At 72.3% G+C, this 15,962-nt stretch carries 13 protein-coding genes; 3 read left to right on the forward strand and 10 right to left on the reverse strand.

All coding sequences use genetic code 11. The annotated features are described in order from the left end of the window. Positions 1-129: 129 nt before the first annotated feature. Positions 130-429, forward strand: coding sequence for a hypothetical protein (locus AB9M23_RS02140; protein WP_372422119.1), 300 nt, complete (start codon positions 130-132; stop codon positions 427-429). Here the strand turns inward: AB9M23_RS02140 and AB9M23_RS02145 are convergent. The 7 genes from AB9M23_RS02145 to lptF all read right to left on the reverse strand — a co-directional run bounded on the left by AB9M23_RS02145 (position 366) and on the right by lptF (position 9,930). Beyond that, on the reverse strand, positions 366-1,319 hold the full coding sequence (locus AB9M23_RS02145; protein ID WP_372422120.1) for a 4-(cytidine 5'-diphospho)-2-C-methyl-D-erythritol kinase: 954 nt from the start codon (positions 1,317-1,319) through the stop codon (positions 366-368). The genes AB9M23_RS02140 and AB9M23_RS02145 overlap by 64 nt on opposite strands. 7 nt (positions 1,320-1,326) lie before the next feature. Beyond that, complete coding sequence (locus AB9M23_RS02150) at positions 1,327-3,090, reverse strand: tetratricopeptide repeat protein (RefSeq protein ID WP_372422121.1); 1,764 nt, start codon at positions 3,088-3,090, stop codon at positions 1,327-1,329. A 136-nt stretch (positions 3,091-3,226) separates the two neighbouring features. Next, positions 3,227-4,096 (reverse strand): 16S rRNA (adenine(1518)-N(6)/adenine(1519)-N(6))-dimethyltransferase RsmA, encoded by an 870-nt coding sequence (gene rsmA / locus AB9M23_RS02155; protein ID WP_372422122.1) that lies wholly within the window; start codon positions 4,094-4,096, stop codon positions 3,227-3,229. Continuing rightward, entirely contained in the window at positions 4,093-5,127 is a 1,035-nt protein-coding gene (pdxA, locus tag AB9M23_RS02160; RefSeq protein ID WP_372422123.1) for a 4-hydroxythreonine-4-phosphate dehydrogenase PdxA, read from the reverse strand. Before pdxA ends, rsmA begins: the two co-directional genes overlap by 4 nt. A 5-nt stretch (positions 5,128-5,132) precedes the next feature. Then, entirely contained in the window at positions 5,133-7,637 is a 2,505-nt protein-coding gene (locus AB9M23_RS02165) for an LPS-assembly protein LptD (protein WP_372422124.1), read from the reverse strand. Positions 7,638-7,678: 41 nt separating this feature from the next. Next, positions 7,679-8,767 carry an LPS export ABC transporter permease LptG gene (gene lptG, locus AB9M23_RS02170; protein ID WP_372422125.1) on the reverse strand — a complete coding sequence of 363 codons (1,089 nt, stop codon included), beginning with the start codon at positions 8,765-8,767 and terminating at the stop codon, positions 7,679-7,681. Continuing rightward, a complete protein-coding gene (lptF, locus tag AB9M23_RS02175) occupies positions 8,767-9,930 on the reverse strand; it encodes an LPS export ABC transporter permease LptF (protein WP_372422126.1) in 1,164 nt (387 codons plus the stop codon). The genes lptG and lptF overlap by 1 nt, the downstream gene beginning before the upstream one ends. Before the next feature lie 182 nt (positions 9,931-10,112). Here lptF and purB point away from each other — a divergent pair, with 182 nt between their 5' ends. After that, positions 10,113-11,420 (forward strand): adenylosuccinate lyase, encoded by a 1,308-nt coding sequence (purB, locus tag AB9M23_RS02180; protein ID WP_372422127.1) that lies wholly within the window; start codon positions 10,113-10,115, stop codon positions 11,418-11,420. Between the two features lie 77 nt (positions 11,421-11,497). Then, positions 11,498-12,760, forward strand: a complete 1,263-nt coding sequence (locus tag AB9M23_RS02185; RefSeq protein WP_372422128.1) for a class I SAM-dependent methyltransferase — start codon at positions 11,498-11,500, stop codon at positions 12,758-12,760. A 255-nt stretch (positions 12,761-13,015) separates the two neighbouring features. On the opposite strand, the gene AB9M23_RS02190 is transcribed toward AB9M23_RS02185, so the two are convergent. The 3 genes from AB9M23_RS02190 to AB9M23_RS02200 form a co-directional block, all read right to left on the reverse strand. Next, positions 13,016-13,891 carry a cation diffusion facilitator family transporter gene (locus AB9M23_RS02190; protein WP_372422617.1) on the reverse strand — a complete coding sequence of 292 codons (876 nt, stop codon included), beginning with the start codon at positions 13,889-13,891 and terminating at the stop codon, positions 13,016-13,018. A gap of 78 nt (positions 13,892-13,969) precedes the next feature. Further along, positions 13,970-14,641 carry an O-methyltransferase gene (locus AB9M23_RS02195; RefSeq protein ID WP_372422129.1) on the reverse strand — a complete coding sequence of 224 codons (672 nt, stop codon included), beginning with the start codon at positions 14,639-14,641 and terminating at the stop codon, positions 13,970-13,972. A gap of 73 nt (positions 14,642-14,714) precedes the next feature. Then, positions 14,715-15,947: a bifunctional alpha/beta hydrolase/OsmC family protein gene (locus AB9M23_RS02200; protein WP_372422130.1), complete on the reverse strand. Its 1,233-nt coding sequence runs from the start codon at positions 15,945-15,947 to the stop codon at positions 14,715-14,717. Positions 15,948-15,962: the final 15 nt, after the last annotated feature.

Consider the following 15,962-nt stretch of genomic DNA (forward strand, 5'->3'; position numbering starts at 1 on the left):
TGATGCGAGGAATTTTCGCTCCTCTCAAGACGCGATAACTCGCCGCCTGCCGCGAAGCTTCCCTGCACCCTTCCGCCGTCTCGTGCGTTGTCCCGCGATCCTAGACACTCGACGGACGAGGAGCCCCCCATGCCCGAGCACGGCATCGCACAGGCCCAGGCCGATCCGCAGACCCCGCCACCGCTCTCCGACAAGGCGCTCGCCGTGTTCGCCTTCGCGGCCTACCACCAGCTCGAGAGCGGCGAGCCCGTCACCGGTGTCGTGCGCCACGACGGGGCCGGCCAACATGCCGACGAGGACGCGATCCGGGAACTGCGCGATGCGGGCCTCGTGACGGAGGAGGCGAACCGCGTCGCCTTCTCCGATCAGGGCGAGGCCGTCCTCGGCGCGTTGATCCGGGCCCTGCGCACGGTCGGCGCACGCTCCTGAGCCGGCCCGAGCCGCGTCGCGGCGATCCACCAGCCCGGCCGCGCCTTCGACAGGCGTGCGGCCGCGGCTGCGGCGGCCGCGTCGCTCTCGTAGAGGCCGAACACCGTGGCCCCGGAGCCCGACATGCGCGCGAGGCGGCAGGCGGGTGTCGCCGCGACCAGGGCCATCGCGCGCGCGATCGGCGGCGCGAGGCGCGTCGCGGGGGCTTCTAGGTCGTTGCCCCCTTGGCGCAGGAGCGCGATCAGCGCGCCCGTCGACATGCCATCCGACATGCCCGCCGACGGCTCCGGCGGGGGCGGGCCGTCGCGCAGCGCGCCCGGCGGGAGGGCGAGTTCGCCGAACACCGCGCGCGTCTCGATCGGGATGCCCGGGTTGACCAGGACCGCCGGCAGCGCCGGGCAGGGCAGGGCGGCGCCGAGCGCCTCGCCGATCCCCTCCATCACGCACAAGCGCCCGGCGAGGCACACGGGAACGTCGGCGCCGGTCCCGCGCGCCGCCTCGACGACCCGCGGATCGTCGAGGGCGAGGTCGTTGGCGCGGGCGAGCAGGCGCAGCGCCGCCGCCGCGTCGGCCGAGCCACCGCCGATGCCCGAGGCCACCGGCAGGCGTTTCGTCAGGCGAAACCGCCCCGATACGAGGCCCGGCACCCGCTCGGCGAGCGCGCGGGCCGCCTTCAGGACGAGATTGTCGGCGTCCGCCGAGAGCGCGGCCGCGCGGGGTCCCCCGACCGAGAGCGCGAGTTCGCCGCCGGGCACGAGTGTCAGGTCGTCGCCCACCTCGGCGAAGGCGACGAGGCTCGAGAGCAGGTGATAGCCGTCCTCCCGCCGCCCGAGGACGGCGAGCGTGAGGTTCACCTTCGCCGCCGCGAAGGCGGTCAGCGGCTCGGACACGGCGGGCTCAGCCGCCGTTCGCGCCGGTGCGCGGCGCCTGCGCCGCCTCGGGCGCCGGCTCGTCCTCGAGCCCGACCTCGAGCTTGCGCAGGATCTTCTCGCGCTCCTCGGGCTCGGGATCGTTGTCGAGTGCGTGCTGCCACTGGAATCGCGCCTCGAGCCTGCGGCCGACACGCCAGTAGGCGTCGCCCAGGTGGTCGTTGATCACCGGGTCCGCGGGCTCCAGCTCCACGGCGCGCTCGAGCTCGCGCACGGCGTCGTCCCAGCGGCCCAGCCGATAATAGGCCCAGCCGAGCGAGTCGATGATCATGCCGTCGCGGGGCGAGAGCGCCACCGCCTCCTTCAGCATGTCGAACGCCTCCTCGATGTTGATGCCCATGTCGACCCAGGAATAGCCGAGATAGTTGAGCACCTGCGCGCGCCCGATGGAGGAGCCCTCCGGCACGAGCTCCAGCGCGCGCTTCAGGTCGGCCTCGGCCTTCGGCCATTGCTTCGCGCGCTCATAGGACGCGCCACGGAAGTAGAACAGCGGCCAATGCGCCGGCGTCGGCTCGCCGATCAGATCGAGGGCGCGCGTGTAGTAGTCCGCGGCGTCGGTCCATTGCTTGCGCACGCGCAGGATGTTCGCGAGCGCGGTGACGACCTCGAGGTCGTCCGGCCGCTCCGCCATCAGCACGCGCAGGCGCGACTCGGCCTCCGCCTTGCGGTCGAGCCGCTCGAGCAGGTTCGCGACCTGGATGTCCGCCTCCACGTGGAGCGGCGAGGCGGCGTCGACCTGCTCGTAGAGCAGGATCGCGTCCTGCGCGCGGTCCATGCGCGCGAAGACGTCGGCCAGCGTGAGGAGGGACATCTCGTGCGCGGGCGCGAGGTGGAGCGCGAGCCGCAGGTAGATGATGGTGGGCATCTCGTCGCCCTGCGCGTTCCCGGCGGAGCCGAGCGCGTAGAGCACCTCGGCCGCCCCCTCCGCGATCGAGGTCGCCGGACGTCCGGGGCGCTCGCCGGCCCGCAGCGCGGCGATGCGCGCCTCGGCGAGCGGATGGCGTCGAATCCGCTCGAGGAAGGCCTCGTAGACGCCGATCGCCTCCTGGGTGCGTCCGCGCCGCGCGATGTGGCGGGCGTAGGCGTCGACGATGGAGAGCGCCGTCGGCTGCATGTCGTAGGCGGCGGCGAGGCGTTCCTCGGCCTCGTCCGGCCGGCCCAGGAAAGACGCGAGCAGGCCGCCGTGGTAGAGCCGGAAGATCTCGAAGGCGGGCTCGCCCGCCAGCCGGTCGACCGCCGCCATCGCGGCGTCGCCCTCGCGGGCGCCCGCGTGCGCCCAGGCGGCGAGGAGGGTCGCCGTCAGGTCGGCGGCGCGGCCGCCCCCTCCGTCCTCGAAGCGCGCGAGCGCGTCGGCGAAGCGCGCGTCCCGCAGCGCGCCGACGCCGAGCGCCAGCCGGGCGAGCCCGTTCTGCGCGTCGATGCCGATCATCCGCTCGGCGGTGCGCAGCGCGTCCCCCATCGCGCCGTCCGCGAGGAAGGCGACGAAGGCGCGCTCCATCAGCTCGGGGTTGGCGGGATCGTCGAGCAGAGCCTCGCGCAGGAACGTCGCCGCCGCGGCCGGATCGCGGGCGAGCCCGGCGACGTAGCCGGAGAGGAAGTTGCCCGACAGCGAGCGGGCGGGCTCGACGACGTCGCGCGCCTGCGCGGGTGCGCCGCCGCCCGCGAGCGTCGTCGCGAGGAGCGCGGTCGCCAGCGCGAGGCCGACGTGGCGCGGGAGGGAGAATGTCGGCAAGGAACGTCTCTCGGTGTGGGCGGGCAAGGACTTCGGCTCCGATCTCGCGCGCCGGGTGCGACGCGCGCGCGACCGCGACGACGGGCGACCATGCCCCGTCCGCGCGGCGGGAGCAAGGCGAGACGCGGTCGCGGGCCTACCCGCCGCCGCGCGCCGCCGCGAGCGCCCGCGCCATCGCCACGAAACCGCCGACGCCCACCTCCTCCGCCCGGGCCGTGGGGGCCACGCCGGCGGCCTCGATCAGCGCCGCGGGGTCGACGCCCAGGCTCTTCAGGCTCTGGCGCAGCATCTTGCGGCGCTGGCCGAAGGCGGCGGCGGTGACGGCCTCGAGCGCGCGGACGTCGCAGGGGGCCGGGGCCTCGAGCGGGTCGAGCCGCACGACGCTGGACGTGACCTTCGGCGACGGCACGAAGGCCGAGGGCGGGACGTCGAACAGGATGTCGGCGCGCGTGCGCCAGCCGCAGAGCACGCCGAGCCGGCCGTAGGCCGCGCGCTCGTCGGGTGTCGCGACGATGCGCTCGGCGACCTCGCGCTGGAACATCAGCGTCAGGCTCTCCCAGAAGGGCGGCCAATCGGGGGGCGCGACCCAGCCCGTGAGCAGCTGGGTGCCGACGTTGTAGGGCAGGTTCGCGACGATCCGCGGCCGTCCCTCGCCCGGGCCGTCCACGAGGAGCGCGCGCGGGTCGAAGGCGGCGGCGTCCGCCTCGACGACGGTGAGGCGGCCGGGATAGCGCTCGGCGATCCGTGCCAGCGCCGGCAGGCAGCGGGCGTCGCGCTCGATCGCGACCACGTGTGCCGCACCGCCGGCGAGCAGCGCGCGGGTGAGGCCGCCGGGGCCCGGGCCGACCTCGAACACGCGCGCACCCTCGAGCCGCCCCGATGCGCGGGCGATGCGGCTCGTCAGGTTGAGGTCGAACAGGAAGTTCTGGCCGAGCTGCTTCCTCGGCGCGAGGTCGAACTCCCGCACCACCTCCCGCAGCGGCGGAAGATCGTCGATGGCGCTCACGGGCCGCGCCCCGGCGCGGCGGCGCCTGCGAGGCGTCCTGCGAGCCGGATCGCCGCGACGAGGCTGTCGGGCCGCGCGATACCGCGCCCGGCGATGTCGAAGGCCGTGCCGTGGTCGGGCGAGGTGCGGACGAAGGGCAGGCCGAGCGTGACGTTCACCGCCTCGTCGAAGGCGAGGGTCTTGATCGGGACGAGGGCCTGGTCGTGGTACATGGCGAGCGCGACGTCGTAGGTCGTCCGCGCGCGGGCGTGGAACAGCGTGTCCGCGGGGTGGGGCCCCGAGGCGTCGATGCCGTCCGCCCGCAGCGCCGCGATCGCCGGGGCGATGGTGTCGATCTCCTCGCGGCCCATGGCGCCGCCCTCGCCGGAATGCGGGTTGAGACCCGCCAGCGCCAGCCGCGGTGCGGCGATGCCGAATCGCTCGCGCAGGTCCCGCGCCACGACTCGCGCGACGGCGAGGATGCGCTCGCGCGTGAGCGCCCCCGGCACCTCCGCGAGCGCGATGTGGACCGTCACCGGCACCACCGCGAGGCCCTCGCTCCACAGCATCATCACGGAGAGTGGCGGCGGCTCCCCGGGCTCCGCGGCGAGCGCGGCGAGGAACTCGGTGTGGCCGGGATGGGCGAAGCCGGCCTCGTAGAGCACCGACTTGGCGATGGGGCAGGTGACGACGCCGCCGGCGCGGCCGGAGCGCGCGAGCGCGACGGCGCGCTCGATCGACTCCAGGATCGCGGGCGCGTTCGCCGGATCGGGTCGGCCGGGCTCGGCGCACACGCCCGCCTCCAGCTGGAGCACCGGCAGGGCCTCGTCGAAGACGGCGGGCACGGCCTCGATCGAGGCCACGGACCGCACCGGCACGTCGATGCCGGCCGCGCCCGCGACGCGGTCGAGATGGTCGACGTCACCCAGGAGCGCGAAGGGGGCGAGCCCGTGCGCGGCGCGGGCACGCCAGGCCGCGAGCGCGATCTCCGGCCCGATCCCCGCGGGGTCGCCGAGCGTCAGCGCAAGGGGGCGGTGCTCGCGGCTCGCCATCGCGCTCACTGCGTCCGCGTGCGGCCGAGCGGATCCTGCGACAGGTCTTGACTGAAGCCGACGGAGCCGAGCGTCAGCAACTCCAGGCGCGCGAGAATGGTACGGTTGTACCGCTGGCCGCTGGTGGCGCCGGCGATCGGACGCGACGTCAGCTGGACGGTGAAGATCGTGCACTCGTCCTCGTAACCGGCACCGATCGTCATGGACGTGATCGCGTCCGAATCGAAGCCGCGGCTCGTGTCGTTGCGATACTTGTCCAGATCGACCGAGATGTCGCCCGTCATGAACCAGTTCTGCGTTACATAGAGCGTGCTCGACGCAGTTATGCCTTCGCGTGCAGTGGTGTAGCCGAGTTCGGGCTGAGGTGACAGCCTCGCGTAGTAGACGGTGGCCGAGAAGGGACCGACCACGCCTGTGAGGTCCGCCTCCAGGCGCTTGACCGAGAAATCGTCATTGTCGAAACGCGCGCGCGCGCCGGCGCGCAACCCGCGGAACGGACTGACCTCGAACCGGCCGACCACGTCCGAGAAGCGGTTCTCGAGGCCCGATCCCGTCCCGATGTCGAGCAGCCCCCGCTCGGCGAAGGCGTTGCGCCCGGCGATGTGGACGGATTGCCCCAGCATCGCGTGGAGGTACAGTCCGCGGGTGCCGGTGAAGGTGTATTGGACCCCGTAATTGCCGCGAACGCCGCCTTCGCTGCGGTCGAATCCGGTGAACTTGTCCCACTCGAACAGGCCGGTGTCGTCGAAGACGAAGCTCTGGGAGTCCTCGTTGGGGATGTCCCCGATCAGCGTCTCGTCCGGCCGTGCCACGATCTGCGCGATCGGCTCCAGCACCTGCGTCCCGCCGAGTATCTCACCCGTGAGCGGAAAGCTGTACTCGAGCCCGACGCCCGGCATGACCCTGCCGTGGACGTCGTCGTCCCGGCCGGTGAACGTCGCGACGTTGGCGTTCTCGAAGCCGGTGAGGTTCGGGGAGAACCACATCGCGTCGGCGCGGGCGTAGGCGAAGGGCGTCCAGGCCTGGCCCCAGTCGTCGATGAAGCGACGCCGCCAGCTCGTCTCGATCGAGGCACGCGTGTAGGTGCCGGACACGCCGAAGACGTAGCAGTCGCGATCGTAGAGGCGGCAGGTCTCGTAGTTCGCCTGCAGCCCGGGCGTGACGATCGTCGTCCCGTTCCGGTTGAGGGCCTGGAACTGGGCCGCCTCGCGCGAGAGGCTCGTCAGGTTGGCGGTGAGCCCGATCTCGCCGCCGATCGCCCAGGGCGCCTCGAAGCGGCGGTCGTAGTCGATCACCGGATGGACGATCGGCTGGTGCTTCTGGAAGTCCGCGGACGACAGGCCCTTGAAGTAGTATCCCCGCGCCTCGAAGAACGAGCGCTCGCCGACGCCCGTGAGGAAGAGCGACGAGATCGCCTCGCTGCGGTAGGTCGAGATCGCGCTGACGGAAGAGCCGCCCAGGTTGTAGTCCGAGAGGAAGAAGCGGTCCGACACCATGGTGATGTCCCAGCCGAAGGACCAGCGCGGGTTGATCGAGAAGCGGCCGACACTCTCGATCATGCCGCGGCTCTCGTCGAAGCCTTCCGGCGGCTCCCGCCGGCCGAAGGCGGCGGGGTCGTTCTCGAAGATGCCGGCGGCGCGGATCGAGTACGAGCCCGTCATCAGTCGATGGCGCCACTCGGCGTCGGCGAGGAAGCCTTGCCGGGAGTAGTAGGCCGGGCGCAGCGTGATGTCGTAGTTCGGCGCCAGGTTGACGAAGAACGGCACGCGTGCGCCGTTGCCGAGCGTCTGCGAGATGATCGGCGTCGGCGCGAGGAAGCCGGTCTTGCGGCGCACCGAAGGGTCCGGCGACCAGAAGTAGGGTATGTAGGCGATCGGCACGCCCGCGAACTCGATCGTCGCGTTCTCGTAGTAGATCGTCTTCTCTTCGTTGTCGTGGATGATGCGCGCGGCCTTGACCTGCCACAGCGGCGGGCGGCTGGGGTTCTGCGCGCAGGGCTCGCAGGTCGTGTAGGTCCCGCGCGCGAAGATCGTCTGCTCGCCCTCGATCCGCTCCGCCCGCGGCGCGGTGAAGCGCCCGGTCGCGGCGCGGCCCGAATCGACGACCGGCTGCTCGACGCGCAGCGAGTCGATGAAGCCCGAGCGGAAATCCTCGGTGAGCTCGAAGCGGTCGCCGGTGACGACGGTGCCGTCGGCCTGCGTGAGACGGGCGTTGCCCTGCGCGAAGACACGGCCGGTGTTGCGGTCGTAGGTGACGCGGTCCGCCTGCAGCGTGCGGCCGTCGTAGTTCATCTCGACGTTTCCGACGGCGGCGACCGTGTTGCGATCGTTGTCGTAGACGAGTTCGTCCGCCTCCACGAGGAGGCGCGCCTCCGGGCTCGCGGCCACCCGGCCGGCGATCGGATCGGGACCCGTGCCCTGCGCGTAGGCCGGCACGTGAGAGAGCACGGCCACGAGCGCCGTCGCCAGGGCCATGGTCGCCAGGGCCTTGCGCGCGTGTCCGACCGTCACTCGTCCCACCCTTCGCGGTCGGCGAGCCGTGGGGGCGACCATCAGCCGTCCTCCTTGTGCAAGAGCACCAGCACGCCGAGCAAACTCCCTACAACAGCCGGAAACCAGGCGGCGAGCGTGGTTCCCACCAGCCCCGAGCCGCCGAGATCCTCCATCAGCTCGGTCGCCACATAAAGCAGGAATCCCGCCGCGACGCCACCCAGAACCATCTGGCCCACGCCACCAAATCGGAAGAATCTTAAGGAAACGGATGCCGCCACCAGGATCATGGCGACGAACAGGAGCGGGCGCGCCATCAGCGCCTCGCGCTGGAGGTGGTAGCGCGTGGCGTCGAGCCCGGCGAGCTCGGTCTGGGCGGCGACGTCGTCCAGGCCCCAGAAGGGCACCGATTCGGGCGGGGTGAAGCTCGTGCGCAACTGACCCGGGTCCAGGCTGGACGCCAGCTCGTAGCGAGCGTAGCTCTGCGGCTCGACGTCGAGTGCCGTCACCCGCGCGTCGTGGAGCTCCCAGCGGCCCTCCCGCAGTTCGCCCTCGCGCGCCTCGATGCGCTCGCGGAAGCGACCCTGCAGGTCGAAGACGAAGATCGTCGGGCGCGAAAGCCGCGTCGTGCCCTCGACGGCGGCCTCGGCCCGGATGATGGCGGTGCCCTCGGGGCTGCGCTGGCGGATCCAGACGTTCTGCGCCGCCGCGATGCCGGGATCGCGCGCGAACAGCACCGCCTCGCGGGCGCTCGCCTCCTGCTTCAGCGTCGCGGCGAGCGGATTGTAGACGAAGACGGCGAAGACACCGATCGCCAGCGCCACCGCGATGCCGGGCTGCAGGAACTGCCAGGCGGAGACGCCGGCGGCGCGGGCGACGACGAGCTCGAGCTTGCGCGACAGGTTGAGCAGCGTGATCATCCCGCCGAACAGGACCGCGAAGGGCAGGACCTGCTCGGCGATCGCCGGCGAGCGCAGCAGCGAGAGCAGCGCGACGTCGGCGGCCCCGACGCTGTCGCTGTCGCCCGCCTGGCGCATCTGCTCGACGAAATCGAGCGTGTAGACGAGCAGGAAGACCGTGAGGAACACGCCGCCGATCGTGCGCAGGAAGCGCACCGCGAGGTAGCCGCCGAAGGTCGCGCCGACGAGCATCACGCCCTCCGCGCCGAGGCGAACAGGCGCGCGGGCGCGAGGCGCGCGAGCCCGGTCGAGAGGTGGGCGGTCAGCGCGGCGCTCTGCTGCGGGCGCAGCGCGATCCACAGGGGGAGGACGATGCCCGAGAGCGGCGCGGCCCAGACGAGAGCCACCGCCGCCCCCGAACCGACCGCGGCGCTCGAGGCCGCGAAACCCGCGACGCGTACGAGCACCATGCCGATCACCGCCGCGGCGATCGCCGTCCCGCGCCCCTGGCGCGTCGTCACCGCCTGGCCGAGCGCGGCGAAGGCGATGGCGACGCCCGCGAGCGGGTAGAGCCAGGCGGTGAGCCGGTCGTGCAGCTCCGCCCGGAAGCGTCCGGGAACCGCGCGGTAGTACGGATCGTCCGGATCCGGCGCGAACAGCGCGCCCGTCGACTGCTCGCGCGGCTTGTAGAGGATCGCCGCCTGCTCCGGCCCGAAGGCGGCGAGGTCGACGGCGTAGCGCTCGAAGGTCACGATCGAGCCGTCCTGGCGGCCCGGCTGCTGGCGATGGATGCTGCCCGATTCGAGCAGCAGGTAGCTGCCGTCCTCCAGGTCCGCCGCGACGCCGCGCTCGGCGACGTAGACGACGGTGCGCTGCGGGTCGCGCCGATCCTGGAGGAAGACGCCGAGCAGCGCGTCCCCCGCCTTGTCGCGGTAGGAGAAGGTGATGCCGCCGTCGAGCTCGGTGAACTGCCCCTCGCGCACCAGGTTCGCGACGAAGTCGGCGCGGATCTGGGTGATGAGGTGACGCAGCTGCGCGAAGCTCGCGGGCATCAGCCAGATCGTGTTGAGCGCCACGACGACGGCGACGATCGCGCCGAGCACGGCGAAGGGGCGCATCATCCGCCACGGCGACATGCCGGCCGCCGAGGCGACGACCCATTCGGAATCGCCGTTGAGCTTGTTGAGGGTGTGGATCGAGGCGATGAACAGCGCCACCGGCGCGATCACCGTCACGAGCGCCGGCAGCGACAGGCCCGTCACGACGAGGAAGACCACGAAGGTCTGCCCCTTGCCGGTGATCAGGTCGAGTTCTCGAAGCGCCTGCGTGATCCAGATCACGCCGGTCAGCCCCACGAGGATCGTGAGGAACGCGCCGAGCACGGTTCCGAAGATGTAGCGTTCGATGCGCGTCATGCGGCGGGCTCCGACCCGTTCGCTACCCCCACTCGACCCCGGAGGCAAGCGTCACGGGGCGGGCTCACGCCGACGTGAGGCGGGCGGCGGCCCCGTCGTCGCGCGCCGCGGCAGCCGGCGGCTTCACCCCCGGGCCTCGCCGTGCTACGGCGCACGCCTCCCGCCCGAGAGGATGACGCCCCATGGTCCCGCGCTATTCCCGCCCCGAGATGACCGCCCTCTGGTCGCCGGAGACGAAGTTCCGGATCTGGTTCGAGATCGAGGCGCACGCCACCTCGGCGCTGGCGGAACTCGGCGTCGTGCCGAAGGAAGCCGCCGCCGCGATCTGGGAGAAGGGCGCGGCCGCGACCTTCGACGTCGCGCGGATCGACGCGATCGAGCGCGAGACCAGGCACGACGTGATCGCCTTCCTCACGCATCTCGCCGAGATCGTGGGGCCGCAGGCGCGCTTCGTGCACCAGGGCATGACCTCGTCGGACGTGCTCGACACGACGCTGTCGATCCAGCTCGCGCGGGCGTCCGACATCCTGCTCGCCGATCTCGACGCGCTGCTCGCCGCGCTCGAGCGGCGCGCGCGCGAGCACAAGCTGACCCCCACCATCGGCCGATCGCACGGCATCCACGCCGAGCCGACGACCTTCGGGGTGAAGCTCGCGCAGGCCCATGCCGAGTTCGCCCGCTGCCGGGCGCGTCTCGTCGCGGCCCGCGCCGAGATCGCGACCTGCGCCATCTCGGGCGCCGTCGGCACCTTCGCCAACATCGATCCGCGGGTGGAGGCCTACGTCGCCGAGAAGCTCGGCCTCGCGCCCGAGCCGGTCTCGACGCAGGTGATCCCGCGCGACCGCCATGCGATGTTCTTCGCCACGCTGGCGGTGATCGCGTCCTCGGTCGAGCGCCTCGCCACCGAGATCCGCCACCTCCAGCGCACCGAGGTGCTGGAGGCCGAGGAGTACTTCTCGGCGGGCCAGAAGGGCTCCTCGGCGATGCCGCACAAGCGCAACCCCGTCTTGACCGAGAACCTGACGGGCCTCGCCCGCATGGTCCGCGCCTATTGCATTCCCGCGATGGAGAACGTGGCGCTCTGGCACGAGCGCGACATCTCGCATTCCTCCGTCGAGCGCATGATCGGCCCGGACGCGACGATCACGCTCGATTTCGCGCTCGCCCGCCTCACCGGAGTCGTCGACGAGCTGCTGATCTACCCAGAGCGCATGCAGGCCAATCTCGACCGTCTGGGCGGGCTGATCCACTCCCAGCGCGTGCTCCTCGCGCTCACCCAGAAGGGCGTCTCGCGCGAGGACGCCTATGCGCTCGTCCAGCGCAACGCGATGCCGGTCTGGCGCGGGGAGGGGGACTTCCTGACGCTGCTGAAGGCCGACCCGGACGTCTCGGCGAAGCTCTCGGGCGCCGAACTCGAGGCGCTGTTCGATCTCGGATATCATCTGAAGCACGTGGATACGATCTTCGCGCGGGTGTTCGGGACCCCCTGACGCGCCGCGCGCGCCGGCGGAAACCGATCGGGTTCCATGGCGTTCGTCTCCTGCGACGATCATTCGCGGGGGAGACCATGGAACTCCTGTTGCGCAAGCTGTGCGACATCGCCGTCCGGGACGGGCGCCTCGAGGTCGTCACCGCGTCCGGCAACCGCTTCGTGGCGGGCGACGGCGCGGGCGAGCCCGCGGTGACGATGCGCTTCACCGACGAGGCCGCGCAGCGCGCGCTCGTCCTCTATCCCGAGATGAAGCTCGGCGAGCTGTTCATGGACGGCCGCCTCGTCCTCGAACGCGGCTCGATCTACGACCTCCTCGCGCTCCTGATGCGCGGGCGCCCCGGCGGGCGGGGCGTGTGGGGCTCGCGGCTCGTGCGCCGGCTTCGGCGGGCGGCGCTCGCGCTGTTCGCGCGCAACGGCGAGCGGCGGGCGCGGGCGAACGTCCACCACCATTACGACCTCGACCACCGCCTCTACGACCTCTTCCTCGACCCCGACAGGCAATACAGCTGCGCCTATTTCGAGCGGCCGGGCCAGTCCCTCGACGAGGCGCAGCTCGCCAAGAAGCGGCACATCGCGGCCAAGCTCCTCGTCGAGCCCGGCCACGCGGTGCTCGACATCGGCTGCGGCTGGGGCGGCCTCGCGCTCTACCTCGCCGGCGTCGCAGGGGCCGGGCGGGTGACGGGTGTGACGCTGTCGACCGAGCAGCACGAGACGGCGCGCGAGCGCGCGGCGAAGCATGGGCTCTCGAGCCGCATCGAGATCGCGCTGATGGATTATCGGCGTGTCGAGGGGACCTTCGACCGCATCGTCTCGGTGGGCATGTTCGAGCACGTCGGCCCGGCGCACTACCAGGAATTCTTCGACACGACGGCCGGCCTCCTGCGCGAGGACGGCGTGATGCTGCTCCACACGATCGGCTCGACCGGCGAGCCCGGGCCGACGAACCCCTGGATCACCCGCTGGGTCTTCCCCGGCGGCCACATCCCCGCTTTGTCGGAGATGATCCCCGCGATCGAGCGTGCGGGCCTGCGGCTCGCGGACGTCGAGGTCCTGCGGCTGCACTACGCCGAGACCCTGAGGGCCTGGCGCGGGCGCTTCCTCGCGCGGCGCGAGGAGGCGGCGCGGCTCCTCGACGCGCGCTTCTGCCGGATGTGGGAGTTCTACCTCGCGAGCTGCGAGGCGGCCTTCCGCTACGAGGACCTCGTCGTCTTCCAGCTCCAGCTCACCCGCCGCAACGACGTCGTGCCGACGACGCGCGACTACATCGGCGAGCGCGAGCGCATGCTGCGCGGACTGGAGGCGGGGACGACGAGGGCGGCGGCGCGGCGGACGGGGTGAGCGGAAGGGGGGCGCGGACGCATCCGGCACGCGATCGGGGGCTCCCCTCTCCCTGGTGGAGAGGGGTGGGGGGTGTGGGGCGCTCCAGGATGGTGCACGGGGTCGATGCGGGCCCCGGCCGATGTGATGCGGCACAGGCATGGAGATCGTCCTGCACGCCCCCCACCCCCGGCCCCTCTCCACGAGGGGGAGGGGAGAGCGGCGGCGGACTGCATCTCGGTGTCGTTCATCGCGGAACGCCCGCTCGGCCTCTCCTCACAGCACGAGCACGCCGGTGTGTTTCGCCTTGTCCTCGGGCTCGACGTGGATCGTGATCACCGCCTCGCCGACGGCCGTCCGAAGCCCGCCCTCGATCCTGTCGCAGATTTCGTGGGCCTCGCACACGGTCATCTCGCCGGGCACGACGAGGTGGAAGTCGATGAAGGTCACGCGCCCGGCCTGGCGGGTGCGCAGGTCGTGGGCCTCGAGCGCGCCGTCGGCGTGGCGGGAGATCACCTCGCGGATGGCCGTCAGCTCCTCGGGGGCGACCGCCTCGTCCATCAGGCCCGAGACCGACGACTTCACCAGCTGCCAACCCGACCAGAGGATGTTCACGGCGACGAGCAGCGCCAGGATCGGGTCGAGGATCAGCCATCCCGTCAGCGCGGCCAGCAGGACGCCGGCGAGGACGCCCACCGAGGAGACCACGTCGGTGAGGAGGTGGCGCCCGTCCGCGGCGAGCGCCGGCGAGCGGCGGGTGCGCCCGGCCCGGATGAGCACCGTCGCCCAGATCGCGTTGATCACGCTCGCGAGCGCGTTGACCGCCAGACCGACGGGCCCGAACTCCGGCATGTGCTGCGCCGAGAGCGCCCCATAGGCCGCGTGCGCGATCGACAGGGCGGCGAGGATGATCAGCACGCCCTCGATCACCGCGGAGAAGTATTCCGCCTTGTGGTGGCCGTAGGGGTGGTTGCGGTCGGCCGGCTTCGCCGAGAGACGGATCGCGACGAGCGCCGCGACCGCTGCCGCGACATTGACGATGCTCTCGAGCGCATCCGAGTAGAGCGCGACCGACCCCGTCAGCCACCAGGCCGTGAGCTTCAGCCCCAGGACGAGCACGCCCACGGCGATGCTCCCCACCGCGAGCCGCATCACCGTCTCCACGAGCGCAGCTCCCTTCCGTGGGCGGGCCTCGACGGCGCCCACGGGCGCCGGTCTCGCGCAGCGATATCAGGCCTCGCCGACGATCGCCAGGGCGAACCCGTCCCAGCCCTTGACCCCGAGCGTCTGGATCGCGGTGGCGGAGAGCCGCTTCTCGCGGCCGATCGCCTCGATCACCGCGCGGGTGCCCACCACCGACGCGTCCGCGCTCGCGGCGTCGACGACGGCGCCCTCGCGCACGACGTTGTCGAAGATCAGCACCGTGCCGGGCCGCGAGAGGCGCAGCGCGCAGGCGAGGTAGTGCGGGTTCGAGGGCTTGTCGGCGTCGACGAAGACGAGGTCGAACGGCCCCGCGCCCTCCGCTTCGAGGGCGGCGAGCGTATCGAGCGCGCGCCCGACGCGGAGGTCGACCCGCTCGGCGAGGCCCGCGCGGGCGAGGTTCGCGCGCGCGACCTCGGCGTGCTTCGGGTCGACCTCGAGCGTGACCACCCGCCCGCCATCGGGCACGGCGCGGGCGAGGTGGATGGTCGAGTAGCCGCCGAGCGTGCCGATCTCGAGCATGCGCCGGGCCCCCGCCATCCGCGCGAGGAGCCCGAGCAGCTTGCCCTGCGCCGGCGACACGTCGATCGCCGGCAGCCCCGCCTCCGCATTGGCGGCGAGCGCCGCGTCGAGCGCGGGATCGGACAGGGAGAGTGCGTCGGCGAACCAGGCGTCGACGGCTTCGGCTTCGGCTTCGGTCATGGCGGTCTCTCCGATAGCTGCGTCTCTCGAGGGTGGCGACGGGCGTTCCGGGTCTCGGATCCGGAGCGGGCCATCACTCGTCCTCCCGCTCCTCCACCGTCTCGATCACCGAGGCGTGCTCCAGCGTGCGGTGGACGGGGCACATGTCGGCGATCTCGACGAGGCGGGCGCGCTCGGCGGGCGTCAGGTCGCCGGTGAGGCGCAGGCGGCGCACGAATCGGTCGGCGCGGCGGTGGCTGCCGGCCTCGGCGTCGGCGCTGTCGGCGGCGTGGACCTTGTCGTGCCCGACGTCGACGACGACGCTCTCGAGCGCGAGCTTCTTGCGGCGCGCGTACATCCGCAGCGTCATCGCCGTGCAGGCGCCGAGTGCGACCGACAGGTACTGGTAGGGCGTCGGACCGAGCTCCGAGCCGCCGAGCGCGCGCGGCTCGTCGGCGATGAGCGGATAACGCCCGTCGACCGAGACGTGCTGGAGGAGGCCCAAGGGTGAATCCTCGCTCACCCGCACCACGCCCTCGTGGCCCGCCGCGGTCTTCTCCGGCGGCAGGGGCGGCAGGTAGCGGGAGGACCAGGCGGCGATGACGGAGGCCGCGTATTCCGCGTCCTCGGCGCGGGTGAGCAGGTGGTCGGCGTCGTCGAGCGTGACGAAGCTCTTGGGGTGCTTGGCGGCGAGGAAGATCGCGCTCGCGTTCTCGATGCCCACCGTCTCGTCGCGCGGGGCGTGGAGCACGAGGAGCGCCTTGCGCAGGTCGGCGAGCGCCGCGCGCAGGCTCGCCTCGCGCACGTCCTCGACGAAGTCGCGGGTGATGGTGAAGTCGCGCCCTGCGAGGCTGACCCGCGCGGACCCCTCGCGCTCGATCGTCTCGAGCGAGGCGCCGAGATTATGGGTGACGTGGGCGGGCTCCGACGGGGCGCCGATGGTCACGACGGCCTTCGCCTCGGGGATGCGACCGGCCGCCGCGATGGTGGCGGCGCCCCCGAGCGAGTGCCCGATCAGGATCGCGGGCGCCTCCAGCGTGGCGCGCATGTGGTCGGCGGCGCAGACGAGGTCGGCGACGTTCGTCGTGAAGCTCGTGTTCGCGAACTCTCCCTGCGAATGGCCGAGCCCGGTGAAGTCGAAGCGCAAGACCGCGATGCCCGAATCGGCGAGCGCGGCGGCGATCCGGCGCACGGCGGCGAGGTCCTTCGAGCAGGTGAAGCAATGGGTGAACAGCGCATAGGCGCGCGGCCGGCCCGGGGGCCGGTCGAGACGCGCGGCGAGCGTCTGCCCGTCGTGTCCGGGGAAGGCGATCTTCTCGATGGGCATGGACGCTCCGGGATG

The sequence above is a fragment of the Salinarimonas chemoclinalis genome (genome assembly GCF_041514305.1).
In the GTDB taxonomy this organism is placed as follows: domain Bacteria; phylum Pseudomonadota; class Alphaproteobacteria; order Rhizobiales; family Beijerinckiaceae; genus Salinarimonas; species Salinarimonas chemoclinalis.

Excerpts from the sequence above, each read along its gene's own strand:
- AB9M23_RS02140 (WP_372422119.1), top strand. The coding sequence starts at position 130 with ATGCCCGAGCACGGCATCGCACAGGCCCAGGCCGATCCGCAGACCCCG.
- AB9M23_RS02185 (WP_372422128.1), top strand. The coding sequence starts at position 11,498 with ATGGAACTCCTGTTGCGCAAGCTGTGCGACATCGCCGTCCGGGACGGG.
- pdxA (WP_372422123.1), bottom strand. The coding sequence starts at position 5,127 with ATGGCGAGCCGCGAGCACCGCCCCCTTGCGCTGACGCTCGGCGACCCC.
- lptG (WP_372422125.1), bottom strand. The coding sequence starts at position 8,767 with ATGCTCGTCGGCGCGACCTTCGGCGGCTACCTCGCGGTGCGCTTCCTG.
- AB9M23_RS02200 (WP_372422130.1), bottom strand. The coding sequence starts at position 15,947 with ATGCCCATCGAGAAGATCGCCTTCCCCGGACACGACGGGCAGACGCTC.
- AB9M23_RS02195 (WP_372422129.1), bottom strand. The coding sequence starts at position 14,641 with ATGACCGAAGCCGAAGCCGAAGCCGTCGACGCCTGGTTCGCCGACGCA.
- lptF (WP_372422126.1), bottom strand. The coding sequence starts at position 9,930 with ATGACGCGCATCGAACGCTACATCTTCGGAACCGTGCTCGGCGCGTTC.
- AB9M23_RS02190 (WP_372422617.1), bottom strand. The coding sequence starts at position 13,891 with ATGCGGCTCGCGGTGGGGAGCATCGCCGTGGGCGTGCTCGTCCTGGGG.
- purB (WP_372422127.1), top strand. The coding sequence starts at position 10,113 with ATGGTCCCGCGCTATTCCCGCCCCGAGATGACCGCCCTCTGGTCGCCG.